Genomic DNA, 16,616 nt, shown 5'->3' with positions numbered 1-16,616 from the left:
GTGCTACCCCTTTCTCTTCGCGTTGGATCTGACGCCGAGGTGTTTACGGATGGTATCCCGGGACAGCCCCGTGGCCGAAGCGATTTCACGCTGCGAGAGCCCTCTCTCCGCGAGCGCTCGCGCAAGTGCGAGCCGCTCGTTCGTGGGCTTCTCACGCGAGAGCTGAGCGGCCAGCCTCCCGAGGAGGTCACTGAGTTGTTCGCCGCGCACGATCGAAGCGCGGCGCTCCTGGTTCAATCGCGTGACGACGTCCGCGAATGACAGCCCCGTCATCGCCGCCGCAAGCACGCGGAGAATCGCTTCATCGATATGCTGGTGAGCGACGAGCTGGCGACGAAGCGTGGTCCGGATCTCCTCGGCCGAAGGCGGAGGAAACGGCACGACCCGTTCGAAACGGCGCCACACTGCTGGATCGAGCAGCTCGGGGTGATTCGTCGCGGCGATCAAGATGCCATCGGGCGGCCATCCATCCACTTCCTGCAACAGGACGGTGACGAGCCTCTTCAGTTCCCCGACTTCCGCCGCGTCGTCCCGCCGTTTCGCGATCGCATCGAACTCATCGAGCAGAAGCACGGCGCGACTACGCTTCGCGTATTCGAGGACGACGCGAATGTTGGTGCCTGTCCGTCCAAGAAAGCTGCTCATGACTGCCGAGAGATCGAGCGTGAGCAGCGGACGCCGGAGATGATGCGCCACCCACCGAGCGGCGAGGGTCTTGCCGACCCCGGGTGGCCCCACAAACAGCAGCGAGCGACTCGGGGCGAGCCCTGCAGCAGCAAGCTCCGGTTCCCGACGACGCTCTTCTATAACCGCGTTCAACTCCGTGGCGACCGAAGTCGGCCATACCGGCTCGATCTCCATTGCGAGATCGTGCTCACGACGCAGGAGTTCGAACCGCGTGTCGGAGTCAACCGGCAGCGGGTCCGGATACTCCGAGCGAGTCGCGGAAACGCTGTTCGCTAGCGAGAGAACCGCCGTAGCTGCATCGGCCAAGTCTGGACGGCGCTCTGCTATACCCCGCAGCGCTCTGCGGGCCAGCGCCGCCACGTCGTCCTGCTTCCCGCCCAGCGCGAGCCGGGCCATGTGGACGAAATCGGACTCTATGTCAGCCATTTAGTCCACCACCACCACGCCGCCGCTCATGTGTTGATTCTCCATCACTGGACTACTTTACGCAACAGGTCCGACATCTAGTCCACCCGCCTCCCGCGCGCAACGGAGCGGCGCCCGGCGGGATTCCGCCACGCCACAGCACCACCAGCCCTCGTCAAAAGGCCCCTGATCAGCTACCTCGCGTAGATGAACGCTGTGACATTTCAGGATTTTCAACGCACCCGCTGATTGTAATCAGCACGTCCACAGTTCAACTCTGGGTGTCGGCCCTCCCAAACCAAAAGAATTGCGGGCGCTTGGGAACGAATCCCGAGCGCCCGCTCTCGTTCGGACGGACCGCCGCCTTTCCTGTCACGGGCCACAGTGCCTCACCCAGGGTCACGAAGCATCGCGGCCGGCCGGTCCATCTGCAGCCACCTACCTCCTCCGCAACGTCTCCCTCGCCTCCGCGATGACCGCCGGCGTGAGCCGCTCCAGGGCCGGCGGCGTGAGGCGAGCGTGCTGCCAGTGCAGCGGGACCTTCAGCGCGGTCCCCGGGACTAGCTCGACCAGGCGCCGCGCTGCGAGGTGCGGTCTCGCGAGTTGCTCCGGGTTCATGCCCCAGGCCATGCCGGCGACGTGGCGTCGAGGAAGGCCTGGCTGGCTGGGAGCACGTGCGCGGGCGGATCGATCTCGCGGCCGCACACCTTCCGGATCCAGCGGCGCTGGAGCGCGTCCTTGGGCCGGAAGCGGAGCGTGGGCGCGCGCGCGAGGGTCGCGGCGTCGACGCCGGTGCGAAGGTGGCGGGCCGCGTAGGCAGGGCTGGCGGTGGCGACGTAGCGCAGCCGCCCGAGCGCGACGCTCCGGCACCCCGGCACGGGCTCGGCGCGCGCGGCGACGGCCGCGAGCACCTGGCCGGTGCGGAGCCACTCGGCCGTGTGCGCCTCGTCGTCGAGCGACACGTCGAGGAGCGTCGCGTCCTCGGCCGCAAAGCGGGCCATGGCGCCGGGGAACCAGGTGGCGAGGCTGTCGGCGTTGACCGCGACGCGCAGCGCCGCGGTGGCGCCGCGCTCCTTCCCGGCGGCGACGCCGGGCGGCCTGGCGGCCCACGCGCTCGCGCCGGTCCTCGCCCGCCCCGCGGCATGGCGGGTCCTCGACCTCGCCACGGGCCTCACGATGTGCGCGTTCGCGGTGCGGCTCGCGCTCGGGGCGCGCTGACGGCCGTGCTCGACCCGCGCGCCGACCTACGCCCTTCGACGGGCGCCGCCCTCACCGCGCGAACGCCTCCCGGTGCGCACGGCAGTGTCGCTCCATGAGCTCGGCGAGAGGATCGGGGTACGCGTAGAACTCCTGATCGAGCGCCTCCAGCGTCGCCTCGACCTCGGGGTTCCAGCTGTCCATCTGCTTCTGGCGGGCCTCTTGCGAGGGCGCCGGCCCCCGAGGCCCGAAGACCGCCAGCGCCCGCCGCGTGATCGCGGCCGCCTTCTCGGCGCCGATGAGCTCCAGGCCCGCCAGCGCACCGCGGGCCCGGTCGCCCGACGCGTTCAGGAAGTACTGATCGAAGCCGCCGTTGTTCACCTCGGCCTCGAGCGCCCAGACGTCGAGGAGCGCAGCCTCGCTCGGGCTCAGCTCGTCGAAGCCGACGCGGTCCGCGCGCAGGGACGTTCGCTCCTCCAGCGCGGCGACGAAGTCCTCGCCCCGGAGCTTGAAGATGTCGTCCAGCGACCTCGGCTTCTGGATGGCCATGTGGGGGGACCTCGCGGCGACGGGGTGGCGGTACGGGAGCGGGAGCAGCAGCAAGCCGAGCCCGAGCGCCACCGCGAGCACGACTTCTGGTGTCCGGCGCACGCAGCCTCCCGCACCGACAGTGTCGGGTCGGGACGCCCGCGTCAAGCTCGCCCCCGGTGCGTGGACGCGCGCGCGCCGACCATCGGGGCGCGCGGCGTCATCCCGTCGCCGGCCTTCGGGCCACCCCGTACGACCGCGTCCCTGCCCGCTCGCGGCCCCACCGTGCCGGTCCCCCGGCGCGACACTGGCGCGGGAGGTGACCACCATGGATCGCCCGAAGGTGCTCGTCGCCTACTACTCGCGGTCGGGGCACACCCGGCGGATCGCCCGCGCCGTCGCGGCCGCGCTGGACGCGGATCTCGAGGCGCTGCGCGATCCGACCGACCGGGCCGGCGTGCTCGGGTTCCTCCGCAGCGGCGCGGAGGCGCTCTCGGGCGTGCTCGTCCCGCTGGAGCGCCCGCGCCGCGATCCCGCCACCTACGACGCCGTGGTGATCGCGACGCCGGTCTGGGCCCTGTCGGTGAGCTCGCCGGTCCGGACGTACCTGTGGCTCGAGCGCGAGCGGCTCCCACCGGTCGCGTTCGTGGCCACGATGAGCGGCCGCGGCGGGGAGCGCGCCTTCGCGCAGATGGCCGCGGTCGCGGGTCGGACGCCGGTCGCCACGCTCGCGGTGATCGACCGGCGCACCGGGGGCGCCGAGGCGCGACAGGGGATCGCCCGCCTCACCACCGCGGTCCTGGTCCGGGCGCGCAGACCCTTCCGCCGCCGCAGGGCGCGCGCCGCCTGAAGGCGCCCGGGCCTCTCCCGGTCCGGTGCCAGGTGCCCCTCCAGCCGGACCGCCATCCCGCCTCGGCACGCATCATCGGAGCCGTTGCGGCCCACTCCCCCGCCGCCTACGAGCGGGAGATGCAGATGCCCAGCCTCTCGGTGAACCCGCCGAGGTCCGCCGCCCACGGGTGGCCCCGCGCGGTCACCCTCCTCGCCCACGCCGCCCTCCTCGCCTCCGCGATGTCGTGCGCCAGCGCCCATCCCCCCGCCGCCAGACCGACCGCGGCGGCCGCTGCTTCGGACCCCGGCCCCGCCGCCCGCGATGCCCGGTCCCTCGCCGCTGCCGGCCACGCCAGCGTCATCTGCACCGGGGTCTTCCTGCAGGGGCGCGAGCCCGACGAGGTGAGGCGCGACTCCACCTACTTCGTCGTGAACGACGGCGATCGCGACGGCGTGGACCGCCTGGACGTGGACCGGACGCGCCGCGAGGTGCGGGTCTCGGTCCGCGGCGGGCCCGCGCGGACGGCGCGCCTGGTGGAGGGGCTCGGGTGCGTCACGCTCCCGGAGGACGGCAGGCTGCACCTCGACCCGGCGCGCCTCGGCGCCGCGCGCATCGCGCGGACCACGGCGCCCTGGCCGGACGACCTCGGCCCGGCGGGCTGGGCGGTCTCGCGCGAGGAGCAGGACGCGACCGCCCGCGCCATCGCGCCCTGGTTCGACGATGCCGCCGCGCTGACGGCCGCGGTCGTGGTGGTCCACCGGGGCAGGATCGTCGCCGAGCGGTACGCGAACGGCGCCACGGCCGATACGCTCCTCGACACCTCCGCCATCGGCAAGAGCGTCCTCGCCACGCTGGCCGGTCGGCTCGCGCAGGAGCACGCGCTCGCGCTCGACGCGCCGACGGGGCTGCCGGAATGGTCCCGCGACGAGCGGCGCGCACTCCGTCCGATCGACCTCATGCGGATGAGCAGCGGCCTCGCCTGCACCTCGCCGTTCGACGACGACTGGGAGGAGTCGAAGGGCTACACCGAGAGTCAGTACGTCTACACCGGCGGGGTGGACGCCGTCGGCTACGCGCTCTCCCGTCCGCTCGCGAAGCCGCCCGGGACCGAGGGTCGGTACGCCAACTGCGATCCGCTCGCGCTCGTCGGCCTTCTCGAGCGCGTCTCGGCGACCCGCGGCGAGCCGCTCCTCGCGTACGCTCGGCGGGGCCTGTACGCGCCGCTCGGCGCGACGCGCTCGCTGACGGAGCCGGACGCGTACGGCCACCCGCTGTTCATCGGCTACCACTTCGCCGCGGCGCGCGACCTGGCCCGGCTCGGCGTCCTCTACGCCCGCGACGGCGTCTGGAAGGGCGAGCGGCTCCTGCCCGAGGCCTTCGTGAGGCTGGTGAGCGGACCGGCCCCGGCGTGGAAGGCGCCCGTGTACGGCGCCGGGTTCTGGCGCTTCCCACCGGGGAGCCCGATGCCGGACGACGCCTTCTCGATGGTCGGGTTCGGCGGCCAGACGGTGCTGGTGGTGCCGTCGCTCGACCTCGTGGTGGTCCGGATCGGCCACCCGCGCGGCGGCGACGCGGCGGCGCGGATCCGCAAGGCGGCCTACCCGGCCATCCTGGCGGCGGTGCGCGCGGCGCGCTGAGGTCGAGGCGGCCGCGAACGTGCCGGCCGGGCGCCGGGGCCGCTGCGCCGGAGTCCACCTGGCGCCGCGCCATCTGGCGCGATATACCTGCCACATGGCAGAGGGCGAGGCGAAGGCGATCGAGATCCTGGGCGGCCGGGCGCTCCTGCGAGGGCGCGCGCCCACGGCGCGGAAGGCGGGCGCGGCGCGCTCCGCCTCGCCCGCGAAGGGCTCCCGCCCGGCCGCCAAGGGCGCGGCGAAGGCGCGGCTCGCGCCCGGCGACCTCCGCTGGACCGGCCTCATCCGCGCCGGGCTCCCGGCCCGCTCCACGCAGACGCTCGCGTCGTCGCTCGACATGTCGGTGAAGGACCTCGCGGTGAGCCTGCGCCTCCCGGTGCGCACGGTGCACCGCCGGCTGGAGAAGGGCGAGCCGCTCACGCCCGAGGAGAGCGAGCGCGCGGTCCGCGCGGCGCGGGTCCTCGCGAAGGCGGAGGACCTGCTCGGCGAGGCGCACGGCCGCGGCTGGGTGCGCGCCCCCTGCCGCGCGCTGGGCGGCGAGATCCCCATCACCCTGCTCGACACCGCCGACGGCTTCACCGCGGTGATGGACGAGCTGGGCCGCCTCGAGCACGGCGTCCTCTCCTGACGTGGACGCCTGGCGCATCACCTTCGCGCGCCACGCGCCGGACGGCCGCCGCGCCTTCTCCGGCGAGGGCGCGCGCCTGTACGGCGGCCGCTGGAACTCGAAGGGCGTGGCCGTGTCGTACGCGAGCGCGACGCTCTCCCTCGCCGCGCTCGAGCTGCTCACCCACGCCGACCAGCGCCTCCTCGCCGACGCGCCGCTCGCCGCCTGCCGGGCGACCTGGCCGGACGACCTCGCGGTCGAGACCGCCCCGCCCTCGGTCTACGTCCGCGGCTGGCGCCACAGCCCGGCGCCGGCGACGCTCGCGACGTTCGGCGACCGCTGGATCGCGGAGCGGCGCACGGCGATCCTGCTGGTGCGCTCGGCGGTGATCCCCTCCGAGCGGAACGTGCTGCTCAACCCCGCCCACCCCGACGCGGCGCGGGTCGCCTACGACGCGCCCGAGCCGTTCTCGTTCGATCCCAGGCTCGTCCGGTAGGCGCCGGCAGCCGCTCCACCTTCGCGTCGCACCCACACCGGCTCGACGCCGGCGCGGCGCGCGGCCGTCGCCGCGGTTACGTCCTGCCTCCGCCCTGCGTCGCCGGGCAGGCACGGACCGCTGCGTCCGCGCCGACGGCGAGCGCCTCACGGCGATGGAGGAGCGTTCATGCACAAGCCCGACGGCCGGTCACGCGACCCGCAGCCGCGACGCCCGGCCGTGGCGGAGCGCGCCTCGCGCGTCGTCCACGAGCTCTCGACGCCGGGCGGCCGGCCGCTCTGCGGCGCGGACGCCGTCGTGGCGCCGCCCGACCGGCCGCTGCGCGTCACGTGCACCTCCTGCCTGCGGCTGCTCGCGGACGACACGCGGCGTGCCGCGCACGCGGGCAGCCCGCGCGCGGACGAGTCCGAGGACTGACGTCCCGCGCCGCGTCCCAATGCTCCGCGACGGCTAGCGCGCCGACCCGGCGTCGTTCGCCGGAGCGGAGGGCTGCAGGTACGGGAGCCCGTCCATCCGCTCGATGGCGAAGAGCCCGTGCCGGGCGCCCCAGGTCGCCCATGCCAGCTCCGGCCCCCGGACCCAGACGACCTTTCCGCCCGAGCCGACCAGGGCGCGCTGCTGGCGGATGCACCAGACGAGCCTCCCCCACCCGCGCCACTCCGGCACGATCAGGGACAGCCGCCCCCGGAGCACGTCCACCCAGCGTCGCTTGCCCATCGTTTCCGCTCCTGTGCGTGCGAGTTCGTCACCCCGCGCGGAGGCGGGATGACCGCGAGCCCCACCCACGGGTGGACGCGTGCGTTCGTTCGTGGCGGACGGGGGACCGAGCAGCCGCTGCGCCACTGCTGCGGGGCGGAGCGCCGGAGACTCGTACCGTCCTGACATCTATCACGCCCGCGACCCGCGCGCCGCGGGACGAGCCCCGAGAGCCCCGTCCAGCCGCCATCACTGCTTCGTGATCGTCCCGTGGTACTGGCCGGAGCACCCGACCACGCGCTCGCCCATGGGGTCGCGCCGGAAGTCGATCGCGAAGGTGATGCGCGTGGCCGACTCCTGGTGGAACTCCTCGACGAGGTGGAGCGTGACGTCGCCGCCGCCGGTGAGGCACTCCCGGCTGATGTTCTTCTGGCAGCGGTCGGACGAGACCACGTTCGAGAGCGTTCGACATTCCGTGTACGGCGAGGTGTCGATCGGACCCGACGGCCAGAACGAGGTGCCGGGCGCCATGTTGCTCGAGAAGTCGGTGCCGGGACCGCAGTCCCCCGAGAAGTCGGTGAAGTGATAGAGCCACTCGCCGTGCCCGCCCTCCTCGAGGAAGCACGCGGTCGGCTGCGGCTCCGGGGGCGGCGGGGGCGGCTCAGGCTGTGGCGCCGGCGGCTGCGGCTGCGGCTGCGGCTGCGGCTGCGGCGCTGGTGGTTGCGGCTGCGGCTGGGGCTGCGGCGTCGGTTGCGGCTGGGGTTGAGGCTGGGGCTGCGGCGGTTGCGGCTCCGGCTGCGGCGCCGGCTGGGGCTGCGGCCCGGGCGCCGGCGGCGAAGGGTCGCTTCCCCCGCACGCGAGCATCAGGATGACCGCCACCGCGATCGAACCCCTCATGGCTTCCCCCACGGCGCGGACCTCGGCCTCTGTATTCATGCGCGCTGCTTCACGGGACGCGTAGGAGGGACGATGGGGAAGCGAGCGCCCCGGATGGCGCTTGCCCGCGCCGCTGCCCAGCGTGACGAGAGCGATCGAGGAGGCGACGCCATGCTCCCATCGACGCAGGCGACGACCGGCGGGACCGAGCTGCGCCGCGGCGGCTACGAGATCAGCACGCGCCGTGACCGGCTCGACCTCGACCTCGTCCACCGGTTCCTCTCCACCGAGCTCTGGGACACGCTCGGCATGGCGCGCGAGGTGCTGGAGCGCGCCGTCGAGCGGTCGCTCTGCTTCGGCGTGTACGAGGGCGATCGCCAGGTCGGGTTCGCGCGCGTCGTCACCGACGGCGCCACGTTCGCGTTCATCACCGACGACTTCATCCTCCCGGCGCACCGCGGCCAGGGCCTCGGCGCGTGGATGATGCGCTCGGTCCTCGCGCACCCGACGCTCCAGGGGCTGCACCGGGTGCTGCTCGTGACGCACGATCCGCGGCTCTATCTCAGGTCCGGGTTCACTCCGCTGGTGGACCCCGAGAACTACATGGAGCTCGCCGCCTCCGGGGCGTGACCGCCCGCGGGCCGCGGCGGCGGCGTCCCGGGCAAACCTGGCGGACGCGCGCGCAAGGCTCCGGCTTGCACGCCCCTGCACAACTCCTCGGCCGGCGGTGCCCGGCGAAGGAGCATGTCATGGCGGCGTCCCTGTACGAGCGGCTCGGCGGCGAGGAGAAGATCGCCCAGATCGTGAACGACGTCCTCGAGCTCCACCTGAAGAACCCGATCATCGGCACGCGCTTCCGGCTCGCGCTCGCGCGCGGCGCCGAGGCCTTCGGCGGCGACGAGGCGGCGGCCGCGGCGCGGCTGAAGCGCGTCACGGTGGAGTTCTTCGCGTCCGGGAGCGGCGGCCCCCAGTCGTACACGGGCCGCGACCTGCGCGCGGTGCACACCGGGATGAACGTGAACGAGCAGGAGCTGGTCGCCGCGATCGACGACATCGTGCTCGCCCTGGAGCGGAACGGGATCGGCGCGCCCGAGCGCAACGAGGTGGTGGCGATCCTGTACTCGCTGAAGGGCGAGGTGCTGCGGATCTGAGCCGGCGAGACGAAAAGAGGGCGCCTGGACCATCCAGGCGCCCTCCCCCGCTGCGAGGCCCCACCTCTCGGCGGAAACAGGCGGTGCTCGCGGACCGGGGACGACCGTTCGCGCGGCTAGAACGCGTACCGCAGGCCGGCAGAGACGCCGTCCACCCCGCCCGCCTTCGCGATGGCGTCGGTGATGTCGAACGTCTTGGTGCCGTTCCGCTCGTTCTCGATGTGCGCGAAGACCAGGTACACGTCGGTCTTCTTCGCGAGGGGACGGATGTAGCCGACCGCGACCTTGGAGGCGCCCGCGTCGTCCGCGGCGTCCTCCCACATCTGCGAGTACGAGGCGCGCACGCTGCCGCCGAGCACCGGCACGGGCACCGTCAGGCCGGCGAGCGCGCTGCTCTGCTGGACCGTGTCGTCGCTCAGCCGGTAGAAGCCGCCCGACGCGTGCAGCTTCAGGAAGCCGAGGTCCCAGGTCGCGCCGGCGTTGCCGATGCGGGTGATGACGTCGGTCACCTTGCTCTTGTCCTGGTAGTACGCGACCGCGGCGAGCACCGGGCCGTACCGCCAGCGCAGGCCGCCGGAGAAGCCGGGCGTGTCGTCGCCGTTCCCCTCGGTCTCCGGTCCGGCGCGGTTCTGCGCCCAGAGCGCGGTCAGCTCGAGGCCCGCGAACGTGGGCGTGACGTACTGGACCGAGTTGTCGGTGCGCGACTGCCGCTTGAGCAGGTTCTCGATGTTGCCGACGGTGCCGATCTCGAACGGGTCGACGTCGCACTGGACCCAGTAGCCCGGGGTCTGGTGGCGGCCCACGGTGACCTTCCCCCAGGCGCCGGTCAGCCCGGCGTAGGCCTGGCGGCCCCAGAACTGCGCGCTGGTCGAGCTGCCGGTGTCGAGGCTGACGCCGGTCTCCACCAGGAACAGGGCGCTGACGCCGTTGCCGAGGTCCTCGGTGGCCTTGAAGCCGAGGCGGCTGCCGGAGAGCTGGCCGGACTCGACGAGGTCGGTGGGGGTCTGGTGCGGGACGGCGCCGTTCGCGCCCTGCACGTGGGCGTAGCCGACGTCCATCTTGCCGTAGATGGTGATGGCGGGCGGCTCCGCGGCGGCGGGGCGGGCGGCGACGAGGCAGGCGAAGAGCGCTGCCGAGACGAGCTGTCTCATGGCTTCCTCTCTCTCGGGTGTCGGTGCGAGCTGCGGTCAGAACAAGAAGCGGACGATGACGAACCCCGTCGCGACGGCGACCACCGTCGAGATCAGCCCGGGGACCATGAAGCTGTGGTTCAGCACCCAGCGGCCGATGCGCGTGGTCCCGGTGCGGTCGAAGTTGATGGCCGCGACGATGGTCGGGTAGTTGGGGATGAAGAAGTACCCGTTCACCGCGGGGAACATCGCCATCAGCGCCGGCGCCGGGATGCCGAGGCCGATGCCGAGCGGCATGAGCGCGCGCACCGTGGCGGCCTGGCTGTAGAGCAGCACCGAGAGCGCGAACAGCGCGGCGGCGAACAGCCACGGGGCCGCGGTGACCATGCCCTTGATGCTGCCGCCCAGCACCTCCATGTTGCCCGCGAAGAAGGTGTCACCCATCCACGCGATGCCGAAGATGGCGATGACCGCCTGGACGCCGGCGCCGAACACGCTGCCGGTCGCGACCTTCGAGACGTCCACGCGGCAGAGCATCAGCATGAGCGCGGCGGCCGAGAGCATCACCATCTCGATGGTGTGCGGCATGCCGAGCCGCGTGGCGCCCGCGGCGGTGGTCCACTGAGGGCGCATCGCCGCGAACGAGCCGAACAGCACCACCGCGAGCGCCGCCGCGAGGAAGATCCCCACCGCGATCTTCGCGGTCACCGGTGCCGCGACGCGGACGGGCGTGCCGCCGTCGGCGCCGGCGAGGGCCTGGTGGCCGCTGGGCGCGGCCACGCCGCGGGCCACCCGGTCCTGGTACTCGGGGTCCCGGTCCAGGTCCTTGCCCATCCGGTTCGCGACGAACGCGGCCACCAGCACGCCGAGCAGCGTGGACGGGATGCACACCTTCAGGATGTCGATGAGCTCGATGTGGAACGCCGCGCCGGCCGCGCCGGTGGACAGCATGCCCAGCAGCGCCACGGTGGCGGCGGAGATGGGGCTGGCGGTGATGGCCTGCTGCGAGGCGATCACCGAGATGGACATGGGGCGCTCCGGGCGGACCCCGGTCTCGCGCGCCACCTCGGAGATCACCGGCAGCACCGAGTAGGCGACGTGGCCGGTGCCTGCGAACAGCGTGAACACGTAGGTGACGAGCGGCCCGAGGAACGTGATCCGGTCCGGGTTGCTGCGGAGGATGCGCTCCGCCACCGAGACCAGGTAGTCGAGCCCGCCCGCCGCCTGCAGCACGCCGGCGGCGGTGACCACCGCGGCGATCATGAGCAGCACGTCGATCGGCGGCGAGGTGGGCTGCAGGTGGAAGACGAAGGTGAGGACGCCGAGGCCGAGGCCGCCCATCACGCCCAGGCCGATGCCTCCGAGCCGGGCGCCGATGAAGATGGCGGCGAGGACCACCACGAGCTGGAGCCAGATCATGGCGGGCGCCTACGCGACCTTCTGCAGGCGCGGGTTGATGTAGCGCGGGCGGAGCAGGTTCTCGGTGGAGAGCACCTCGTCGAGCAGCTCCTTCGAGACCAGCTGCTTCTCCAGCACCAGCTCGGCGACCGACCGGCCCGTGACCAGCGCCTCGCGGGCGACCGCGGCGGAGGCCTCGTAGCCGATGATGGGGTTGAGCGCGGTGACGATGCCGATGCTGTTCACCACCAGCTCGCGGCAGCGCTCGCGGTTCGCGGTGATCCCGTCCACGCACTTCTCGCGCAGGACGCGGAAGCCGTTCACCATGAAGGAGATGGAGGTGAACAGGCCGTACCCGATCACCGGCTCCATCACGTTCAGCTCGAGCTGCCCGTTCTCCGCCGCCAGCGTGACGGTCAGGTCGGCGCCGATCGCGTAGTAGCAGATCTGGTTCACCACCTCCGGCATGACCGGGTTCACCTTGCCCGGCATGATCGAGGAGCCGGGCTGGAGCGGCGGCAGGTTGATCTCGCCCAGGCCGGTGCGGGGGCCGGACGAGAGCAGGCGGAGGTCGCTGCAGATCTTGGAGGTCTTCACCGCGACGCGCTTCAGCACGCCCGCGATCTGCACGTAGGCGCCGGTGTCCCAGGTCGCCTCGATGAGGTTCTCCGAGGAGACGAGCGGCGTGCCCACGATCTCGCGCAGGCGGCGGGTGACGAGCTCGGTGTAGCGGGGCGGCGCGTTGATGCCGGTGCCGATGGCGGTGGCGCCCATGTTGACCTCGAGCACCAGGGCGCGCGCCTCCTCCAGCCGCTGCACGTCCTCGCCCAGCGTGGTCGCGTACGCCTCGAACTCCTGGCCGAGCGACATGGGGACCGCGTCCTGGAGCTGGGTGCGCCCCATCTTCAGCACGTCGGCGAACTCGCGGCCCTTCGCGGCGAACGCCTGCTGCAGCCGGCGCAGCTCGGCGATGAGCTGGCCGAGCTTGGCGTGCAGCGCGATGCGGAACGCGGTCGGGTAGGCGTCGTTGGTGGACTGGGAGCAGTTGACGTGGTTGTTCGGGTGCACGAACTGGTACTCGCCCTTGCGCTTGCCCAGGATCTCGAGCGCGCGGTTCGCGATGACCTCGTTCGCGTTCATGTTGGTGGAGGTGCCGGCGCCGCCCTGGATGACGTCCACCGGGAACTGGTCGTGCAGCGCGCCCGCGGCGATCTCGTCGCAGGCCGCGCAGATGGCGCGCGACACGTCGGCCGGGATGACGCCCAGCTCGCCGTTCGCGAGCGCGGCCGCCTTCTTCACCTGCGCCAGCGCGCGCACCAGCTCGGGGACGCTGGAGATGGCGACCCCGGTGATCGGGAAGTTCTCGAGCGCGCGCAGCGTCTGGACGCCGTAGTAGCGGTCGTCCGGGAGCTCGCGCTCGCCCAGGAAGTCGTGCTCCAGCCTCGTCTTCGTCGTCATGCGGTCTCCTCGCCGCCTCCGGGCGGCTCACGGAGGACGCCATTGGCAACCGCGGTGCCAGCCGGGCGCGCGCGCCGGAACGCGAGCGGCGTCGCCGGGTTCGACTCCGGGTGCGGCGCGCCCGCGCAGGCCGAAGGGGGTTGAGCGGAGGAAACGCGCGCGCCGCCCGGCGGGCGCACCCCGAGGAATCCGGCGGGGTTGGCCCGCCGTGACGGATCTCACAGGGTTGAGGGATCTCCCTACCCTTCGCGCTGGCCCTCGGCCTCGCGCCGCGCCTTCAGGCGCTTCGAGAGCGCCGAGGGCGTGATGCCGAGCAGGCGCGCGGCGAGCGACTGGTTCCCGTCGGCGCGCCGCAGCGCCTCCTGCACCAGCAGCTCGTCGGCCTCGTCCAGCGTCGGGATGCGCTCCAGCGCCGCGAACGGGCTGGCGGGCGCCTCGCCCCGCCGGTCGGCCTCGTGCGCCACCTCGGCCTCGCCGATGGCGCGCCGGAACGCCTCCATCGACAGCACGCGCCCCTGGTGCGCGCCCACCGCGTCGAGCACCATGGCGCGCAGCTCGCGCACGTTGCCCGGGAACGCGTAGCTCGCGAGCAGGCCGGCGAGCTGCTTCGGCGGGGTGGGCTTCTTCTTGCCGAGCTCGCGGGCCGCCTCGTCGAGGAAGTGCTCGAGCAGTAGCGGGATGTCGCCCCGGCGCTCCCGGAGCGGCGGCAGGTGCACGTGGTGGGCGCGCAGGCGGTAGTACAGGTCGGGGCGGAACGTGCCCGCCGCCTGGCGGGCGGCGAGGTCGTGGTGGGTGGCGACCACCACCCGCGCGCGCATCCACCGCGGCCGATCGGCGCCGAGCGGGTAGTACTCGCCCTCCTGCAGCAGCCGCAGCAGCTTCACCTGCGACGCCGGGCTGAGATCGCCGATCTCGTCGAGGAACAGCGTGCCCTCGGCCGCGCGCTCCACCATCCCGCTGCGCGCCTCGTTCGCGCCGGTGAAGGCGCCGCGCACGTGCCCGAACAGCGTGTCGGCGAACACCGTGTCGTCGAGGCCGGCCACGTTCACCGGCACCAGCTCGCCGGCGCGGCCCGACACCTGGTGCACCGCGCGCGCGATGAGCTCCTTGCCGGTGCCGCTCTCGCCGGTGACCAGCACCGGCTGGCGGCTGCGGCTCACCGCCTCGACGTAGCGGAAGACCGCGTGCATGCGCGGGTCGGCCGTGACGATCCGGTCGAACGCCTCCGGGTGCTCGAGCTGGTCGTCGAGGAAGCGCCGGCGGATCTCGCGGTTCTCGCGCTGCAGCTCCTGCATGCGGACGGCGCGCCCGACGCCCTTGACGATCCGGTCCTCCTCGCTGGTCTTCACGAAGTAGTCGAACGCGCCCGCCTGCATGCAGCGCACCGCGGTCTCGAGCTGGTTGAGCCCGCTCACCACGATGACCGAGACCTCGGGGTGGGCCTCGACGATCCGCCGGAGCAGCTCCTCGCCCGGCAGGTGCGGCATGGTGAGGTCGAGCAGCACCAGCCCCACCTCGTGCCGCTCCAGCAGGCCCATGACCTCCCGCGGATCCTGGCAGGTGAGCAGGTTCGTGACGCCCAGCGAGCGCTCCAGGCTGAGCGACATGGTCCGGAGCCAGCCCGGCTCGTCGTCCACGAGCAGCACGGCGAACGGCGGGTACGCGATCTCGCTCACGCGGCCTCCTTGCGGGCGACGGGCAGGACCACGCGCGCCGCGGTGCCCTGCCCCGGCGCCGACTCGAACTCCAGCGTGCCGCCGTGCTCCTTCACGATGCCCGCGGAGACCGCCAGGCCGAGGCCGGTGCCGCCGTGGTCGCGCTTGGTGGTGAAGAACGGATCGGTGAGGCGGGGCAGGTGCTGCGGATCGATCCCCACGCCCTCGTCGCGGACCTCGACGCACACCGCGCCCCGGCCGGCGTCGAGGAACGTTCGCAGGCGGATGCCGTGGGAGCGGTCCGGGAGCGCCTGGCAGGCGTTGACGAGCAGGTTCACGAGGACCTGCTCCAGCCGCTGCGGGTTGCCGCGGACCGGCGGCAGCCCGCGCTCCAGCGCCACCTCGAACCGCTCGGTGCTCTTCTTGACGAGCGCCTCCACCAGCCGCGCGGCGGTCCGCGCCACCTCGTCGATGGAGACCCCGTCGCGCAGCTCGGGCGACTCCTGCCGGGCGAAGTCCTTCAGGTCCTCCACGATCCGCTTCACGCGGCGCGAGGCGTCGAGCGCGTCGGACACCATGCTCGGCATCGCCTCGCGGAGCCGCGACCAGCGCAGGCTGCCGAGCGTGTAGTCCCCGTTCGCGCGCGCGTGGGCGTCGAGGATGGGCGTCGCGTCGCGCAGCACGTCGTCGAGGACCTGCAGGTCGAGCAGGATCAGGCCGTTCGGGTTGTTGATCTCGTGCGCCACGCCGGACACCAGCACGCCGAGCGCCGCCATCTTGTCGGCCTGCAGGAGCTGCTGCTGGTTCGAGCGCAGCTCCTCCTCCTTCTGCCGGCGCTCGGCGATCTCGCGGGTGAGGTCCGCGGTCCGGAGCGTCACCTGCCGGTGCAGCGTGCGGGACCACGCGGCCATGGTGGCGAGCAGGAGCACGAGCGGGACGAGCACGAACGCGCCCCAGCGCAGGACCTGCTGCACCGTCGGGCCGCGCGGCTCGAGCACGCCCAGCCACGCCTCGGACATCGACTGGTACTCGCCGGTGTTGCGCACGATGGCGAGCCCCTCGGCGAGCCGCGCCGCGAGCGCCTCGTTGCCGCGGCGGACCGCATAACCGTAGCGCTCCACCGCCGCCGGCTGGTCCATCGCGGTCAGGTTGGACAGGCCCAGCTCGCGGACCAGGTACAGGCCCGGCAGCTTCGCCATCACCGCGTAGTCGTGCTTGCCCGCCGCGAGCTGCCGCAGCACGTCCGCGTGCGTGTCGGCGGGGACGACCTTCACGTCGGGGTGCTCGCGCCGGAGGGTGTCGTGCATGATGCCGCTGCGCAGCACGAGCACCTCCTTGCCGGCGAGGTCGGCGAGCGAGCGGACCGGCCGGTCGCCGCGCCGCGCGAAGATCGCGTGGTGGACGATCAGGCTCGGGGGCGTGAAGTCGACCTCCTTCGCGCGCTGCTCCGAGAAGGACATGCCCTGCAGGGCGTCGATCTCGCCGGTCTCGAGCGCGCGCCGCATGTCGGCCCAGCGGCCCAGGCGGAACTCGACCTCGAGCCCGACCGTGCGCGCGACGGCCCGGGTGAGATCCACGTTGAACCCCGCGGGCCTGCCCTGCTGATCCAGGAACTCGTAGGGCGGGTAGCTCTGGTCGCCGCCGACGATCACCCGCTGCCGCGCCGGCGCCCGCCCTCCCGGCGCGGCGCGGTCGTCGGCCACCGTGGGCAGGGCGAGCGCGAGCGCGCAGCCCAGCGCGACCGCGAGGCGGAGCAGGTGCTGGCCGGAGGCGGCGCGGCGCCCGGGGGAGTCGGCGTCGGCGTGGTGCATGCGTGCTGCCCGGCGGCCCTCGCTGCGGCCGCCGCGGCAGGCCCAGCATGGTACG

At 73.1% G+C, this 16,616-nt stretch carries 18 protein-coding genes; 8 read left to right on the top strand and 10 right to left on the bottom strand.

The window, feature by feature from the left end; genetic code table 11:
* Positions 1-3: 3 nt before the first annotated feature.
* The gene (locus ANAEK_RS10525; protein ID WP_012526125.1) at positions 4-1,113 is read right to left on the bottom strand and encodes an AAA family ATPase; all 1,110 of its coding nucleotides are present in this window, start codon (positions 1,111-1,113) and stop codon (positions 4-6) included.
* A gap of 593 nt (positions 1,114-1,706) precedes the next feature.
* On the bottom strand, positions 1,707-2,144 hold the full coding sequence (locus tag ANAEK_RS22780; protein ID WP_232288444.1) for a LysR substrate-binding domain-containing protein: 438 nt from the start codon (positions 2,142-2,144) through the stop codon (positions 1,707-1,709).
* Between ANAEK_RS22780 and ANAEK_RS23325 the strand changes: the two genes are divergently transcribed.
* Positions 2,092-2,310 carry a hypothetical protein gene (locus ANAEK_RS23325; protein WP_049778382.1) on the top strand — a complete coding sequence of 73 codons (219 nt, stop codon included), beginning with the start codon at positions 2,092-2,094 and terminating at the stop codon, positions 2,308-2,310. The two genes, ANAEK_RS22780 and ANAEK_RS23325, sit on opposite strands and share 53 nt — an antisense overlap.
* A 51-nt stretch (positions 2,311-2,361) precedes the next feature.
* On the opposite strand, the gene ANAEK_RS22625 is transcribed toward ANAEK_RS23325, so the two are convergent.
* Entirely contained in the window at positions 2,362-2,940 is a 579-nt protein-coding gene (locus tag ANAEK_RS22625) for a DMP19 family protein (protein ID WP_012526124.1), read from the bottom strand.
* Positions 2,941-3,145: 205 nt separating this feature from the next.
* Between ANAEK_RS22625 and ANAEK_RS10510 the strand changes: the two genes are divergently transcribed.
* The 5 genes from ANAEK_RS10510 (at position 3,146) to ANAEK_RS10490 (ending at position 6,803) form a co-directional block, all read left to right on the top strand.
* Entirely contained in the window at positions 3,146-3,667 is a 522-nt protein-coding gene (locus ANAEK_RS10510) for an NAD(P)H-dependent oxidoreductase (RefSeq protein WP_012526123.1), read from the top strand.
* A 119-nt stretch (positions 3,668-3,786) separates the two neighbouring features.
* Positions 3,787-5,286, top strand: coding sequence for a serine hydrolase (locus ANAEK_RS23610; protein WP_304411954.1), 1,500 nt, complete (start codon positions 3,787-3,789; stop codon positions 5,284-5,286).
* A 94-nt stretch (positions 5,287-5,380) separates the two neighbouring features.
* Entirely contained in the window at positions 5,381-5,911 is a 531-nt protein-coding gene (locus ANAEK_RS10500; RefSeq protein ID WP_012526121.1) for an antitoxin Xre/MbcA/ParS toxin-binding domain-containing protein, read from the top strand.
* 1 nt (position 5,912) lies between these two features.
* Positions 5,913-6,386: an RES family NAD+ phosphorylase gene (locus ANAEK_RS10495; protein WP_012526120.1), complete on the top strand. Its 474-nt coding sequence runs from the start codon at positions 5,913-5,915 to the stop codon at positions 6,384-6,386.
* Positions 6,387-6,554: 168 nt separating this feature from the next.
* The gene (locus ANAEK_RS10490; protein WP_012526119.1) at positions 6,555-6,803 is read left to right on the top strand and encodes a hypothetical protein; all 249 of its coding nucleotides are present in this window, start codon (positions 6,555-6,557) and stop codon (positions 6,801-6,803) included.
* Positions 6,804-6,836: 33 nt separating this feature from the next.
* Here the strand turns inward: ANAEK_RS10490 and ANAEK_RS10485 are convergent, their stop codons facing one another.
* Together ANAEK_RS10485 and ANAEK_RS23315 are read right to left on the bottom strand one after the other, a co-directional pair.
* Positions 6,837-7,103 (bottom strand): hypothetical protein, encoded by a 267-nt coding sequence (locus ANAEK_RS10485; protein ID WP_012526118.1) that lies wholly within the window; start codon positions 7,101-7,103, stop codon positions 6,837-6,839.
* Positions 7,104-7,331: 228 nt separating this feature from the next.
* Positions 7,332-7,535: a hypothetical protein gene (locus tag ANAEK_RS23315; RefSeq protein ID WP_232288426.1), complete on the bottom strand. Its 204-nt coding sequence runs from the start codon at positions 7,533-7,535 to the stop codon at positions 7,332-7,334.
* A gap of 594 nt (positions 7,536-8,129) precedes the next feature.
* Between ANAEK_RS23315 and ANAEK_RS10475 the strand changes: the two genes are divergently transcribed.
* Together ANAEK_RS10475 and ANAEK_RS10470 are read left to right on the top strand one after the other, a co-directional pair.
* Positions 8,130-8,588: a GNAT family N-acetyltransferase gene (locus tag ANAEK_RS10475; protein WP_012526116.1), complete on the top strand. Its 459-nt coding sequence runs from the start codon at positions 8,130-8,132 to the stop codon at positions 8,586-8,588.
* Positions 8,589-8,707: 119 nt separating this feature from the next.
* A complete protein-coding gene (locus tag ANAEK_RS10470) occupies positions 8,708-9,109 on the top strand; it encodes a group 1 truncated hemoglobin (protein WP_012526115.1) in 402 nt (133 codons plus the stop codon).
* A 116-nt stretch (positions 9,110-9,225) separates the two neighbouring features.
* Here the strand turns inward: ANAEK_RS10470 and ANAEK_RS10465 are convergent, their stop codons facing one another.
* The 5 genes from ANAEK_RS10465 to ANAEK_RS10445 form a co-directional block, all read right to left on the bottom strand.
* Positions 9,226-10,260, bottom strand: coding sequence for a porin (locus ANAEK_RS10465; RefSeq protein WP_012526114.1), 1,035 nt, complete (start codon positions 10,258-10,260; stop codon positions 9,226-9,228).
* 36 nt (positions 10,261-10,296) lie between these two features.
* A complete protein-coding gene (locus ANAEK_RS10460) occupies positions 10,297-11,658 on the bottom strand; it encodes an anaerobic C4-dicarboxylate transporter family protein (RefSeq protein WP_012526113.1) in 1,362 nt (453 codons plus the stop codon).
* Positions 11,659-11,667: 9 nt separating this feature from the next.
* Positions 11,668-13,095 carry an aspartate ammonia-lyase gene (gene aspA / locus ANAEK_RS10455; RefSeq protein WP_012526112.1) on the bottom strand — a complete coding sequence of 476 codons (1,428 nt, stop codon included), beginning with the start codon at positions 13,093-13,095 and terminating at the stop codon, positions 11,668-11,670.
* Positions 13,096-13,334: 239 nt separating this feature from the next.
* On the bottom strand, positions 13,335-14,771 hold the full coding sequence (locus ANAEK_RS10450; protein WP_012526111.1) for a sigma-54 dependent transcriptional regulator: 1,437 nt from the start codon (positions 14,769-14,771) through the stop codon (positions 13,335-13,337).
* The gene (locus ANAEK_RS10445; RefSeq protein ID WP_012526110.1) at positions 14,768-16,561 is read right to left on the bottom strand and encodes a transporter substrate-binding domain-containing protein; all 1,794 of its coding nucleotides are present in this window, start codon (positions 16,559-16,561) and stop codon (positions 14,768-14,770) included. The genes ANAEK_RS10450 and ANAEK_RS10445 overlap by 4 nt, the downstream gene beginning before the upstream one ends.
* Positions 16,562-16,616: the final 55 nt, after the last annotated feature.

This window comes from Anaeromyxobacter sp. K, from assembly GCF_000020805.1.
GTDB classification, from domain to species: domain Bacteria; phylum Myxococcota; class Myxococcia; order Myxococcales; family Anaeromyxobacteraceae; genus Anaeromyxobacter; species Anaeromyxobacter dehalogenans.
This window is presented reverse-complemented; position numbering and strand designations above follow the sequence as displayed.

What these genes read in the sequence shown, in the direction of transcription:
- ANAEK_RS10470 (WP_012526115.1), top strand. Translation starts at nt 8,708, where the DNA reads ATGGCGGCGTCCCTGTACGAGCGGCTCGGCGGCGAGGAGAAGATCGCC.
- ANAEK_RS10510 (WP_012526123.1), top strand. Translation starts at nt 3,146, where the DNA reads ATGGATCGCCCGAAGGTGCTCGTCGCCTACTACTCGCGGTCGGGGCAC.
- ANAEK_RS10490 (WP_012526119.1), top strand. Translation starts at nt 6,555, where the DNA reads ATGCACAAGCCCGACGGCCGGTCACGCGACCCGCAGCCGCGACGCCCG.
- ANAEK_RS10525 (WP_012526125.1), bottom strand. Translation starts at nt 1,113, where the DNA reads ATGGCTGACATAGAGTCCGATTTCGTCCACATGGCCCGGCTCGCGCTG.
- ANAEK_RS10485 (WP_012526118.1), bottom strand. Translation starts at nt 7,103, where the DNA reads ATGGGCAAGCGACGCTGGGTGGACGTGCTCCGGGGGCGGCTGTCCCTG.
- ANAEK_RS10500 (WP_012526121.1), top strand. Translation starts at nt 5,381, where the DNA reads ATGGCAGAGGGCGAGGCGAAGGCGATCGAGATCCTGGGCGGCCGGGCG.
- aspA (WP_012526112.1), bottom strand. Translation starts at nt 13,095, where the DNA reads ATGACGACGAAGACGAGGCTGGAGCACGACTTCCTGGGCGAGCGCGAG.
- ANAEK_RS10465 (WP_012526114.1), bottom strand. Translation starts at nt 10,260, where the DNA reads ATGAGACAGCTCGTCTCGGCAGCGCTCTTCGCCTGCCTCGTCGCCGCC.
- ANAEK_RS10460 (WP_012526113.1), bottom strand. Translation starts at nt 11,658, where the DNA reads ATGATCTGGCTCCAGCTCGTGGTGGTCCTCGCCGCCATCTTCATCGGC.
- ANAEK_RS10475 (WP_012526116.1), top strand. Translation starts at nt 8,130, where the DNA reads ATGCTCCCATCGACGCAGGCGACGACCGGCGGGACCGAGCTGCGCCGC.
- ANAEK_RS10445 (WP_012526110.1), bottom strand. Translation starts at nt 16,561, where the DNA reads ATGCACCACGCCGACGCCGACTCCCCCGGGCGCCGCGCCGCCTCCGGC.
- ANAEK_RS23610 (WP_304411954.1), top strand. Translation starts at nt 3,787, where the DNA reads ATGCAGATGCCCAGCCTCTCGGTGAACCCGCCGAGGTCCGCCGCCCAC.
- ANAEK_RS23325 (WP_049778382.1), top strand. Translation starts at nt 2,092, where the DNA reads ATGGCGCCGGGGAACCAGGTGGCGAGGCTGTCGGCGTTGACCGCGACG.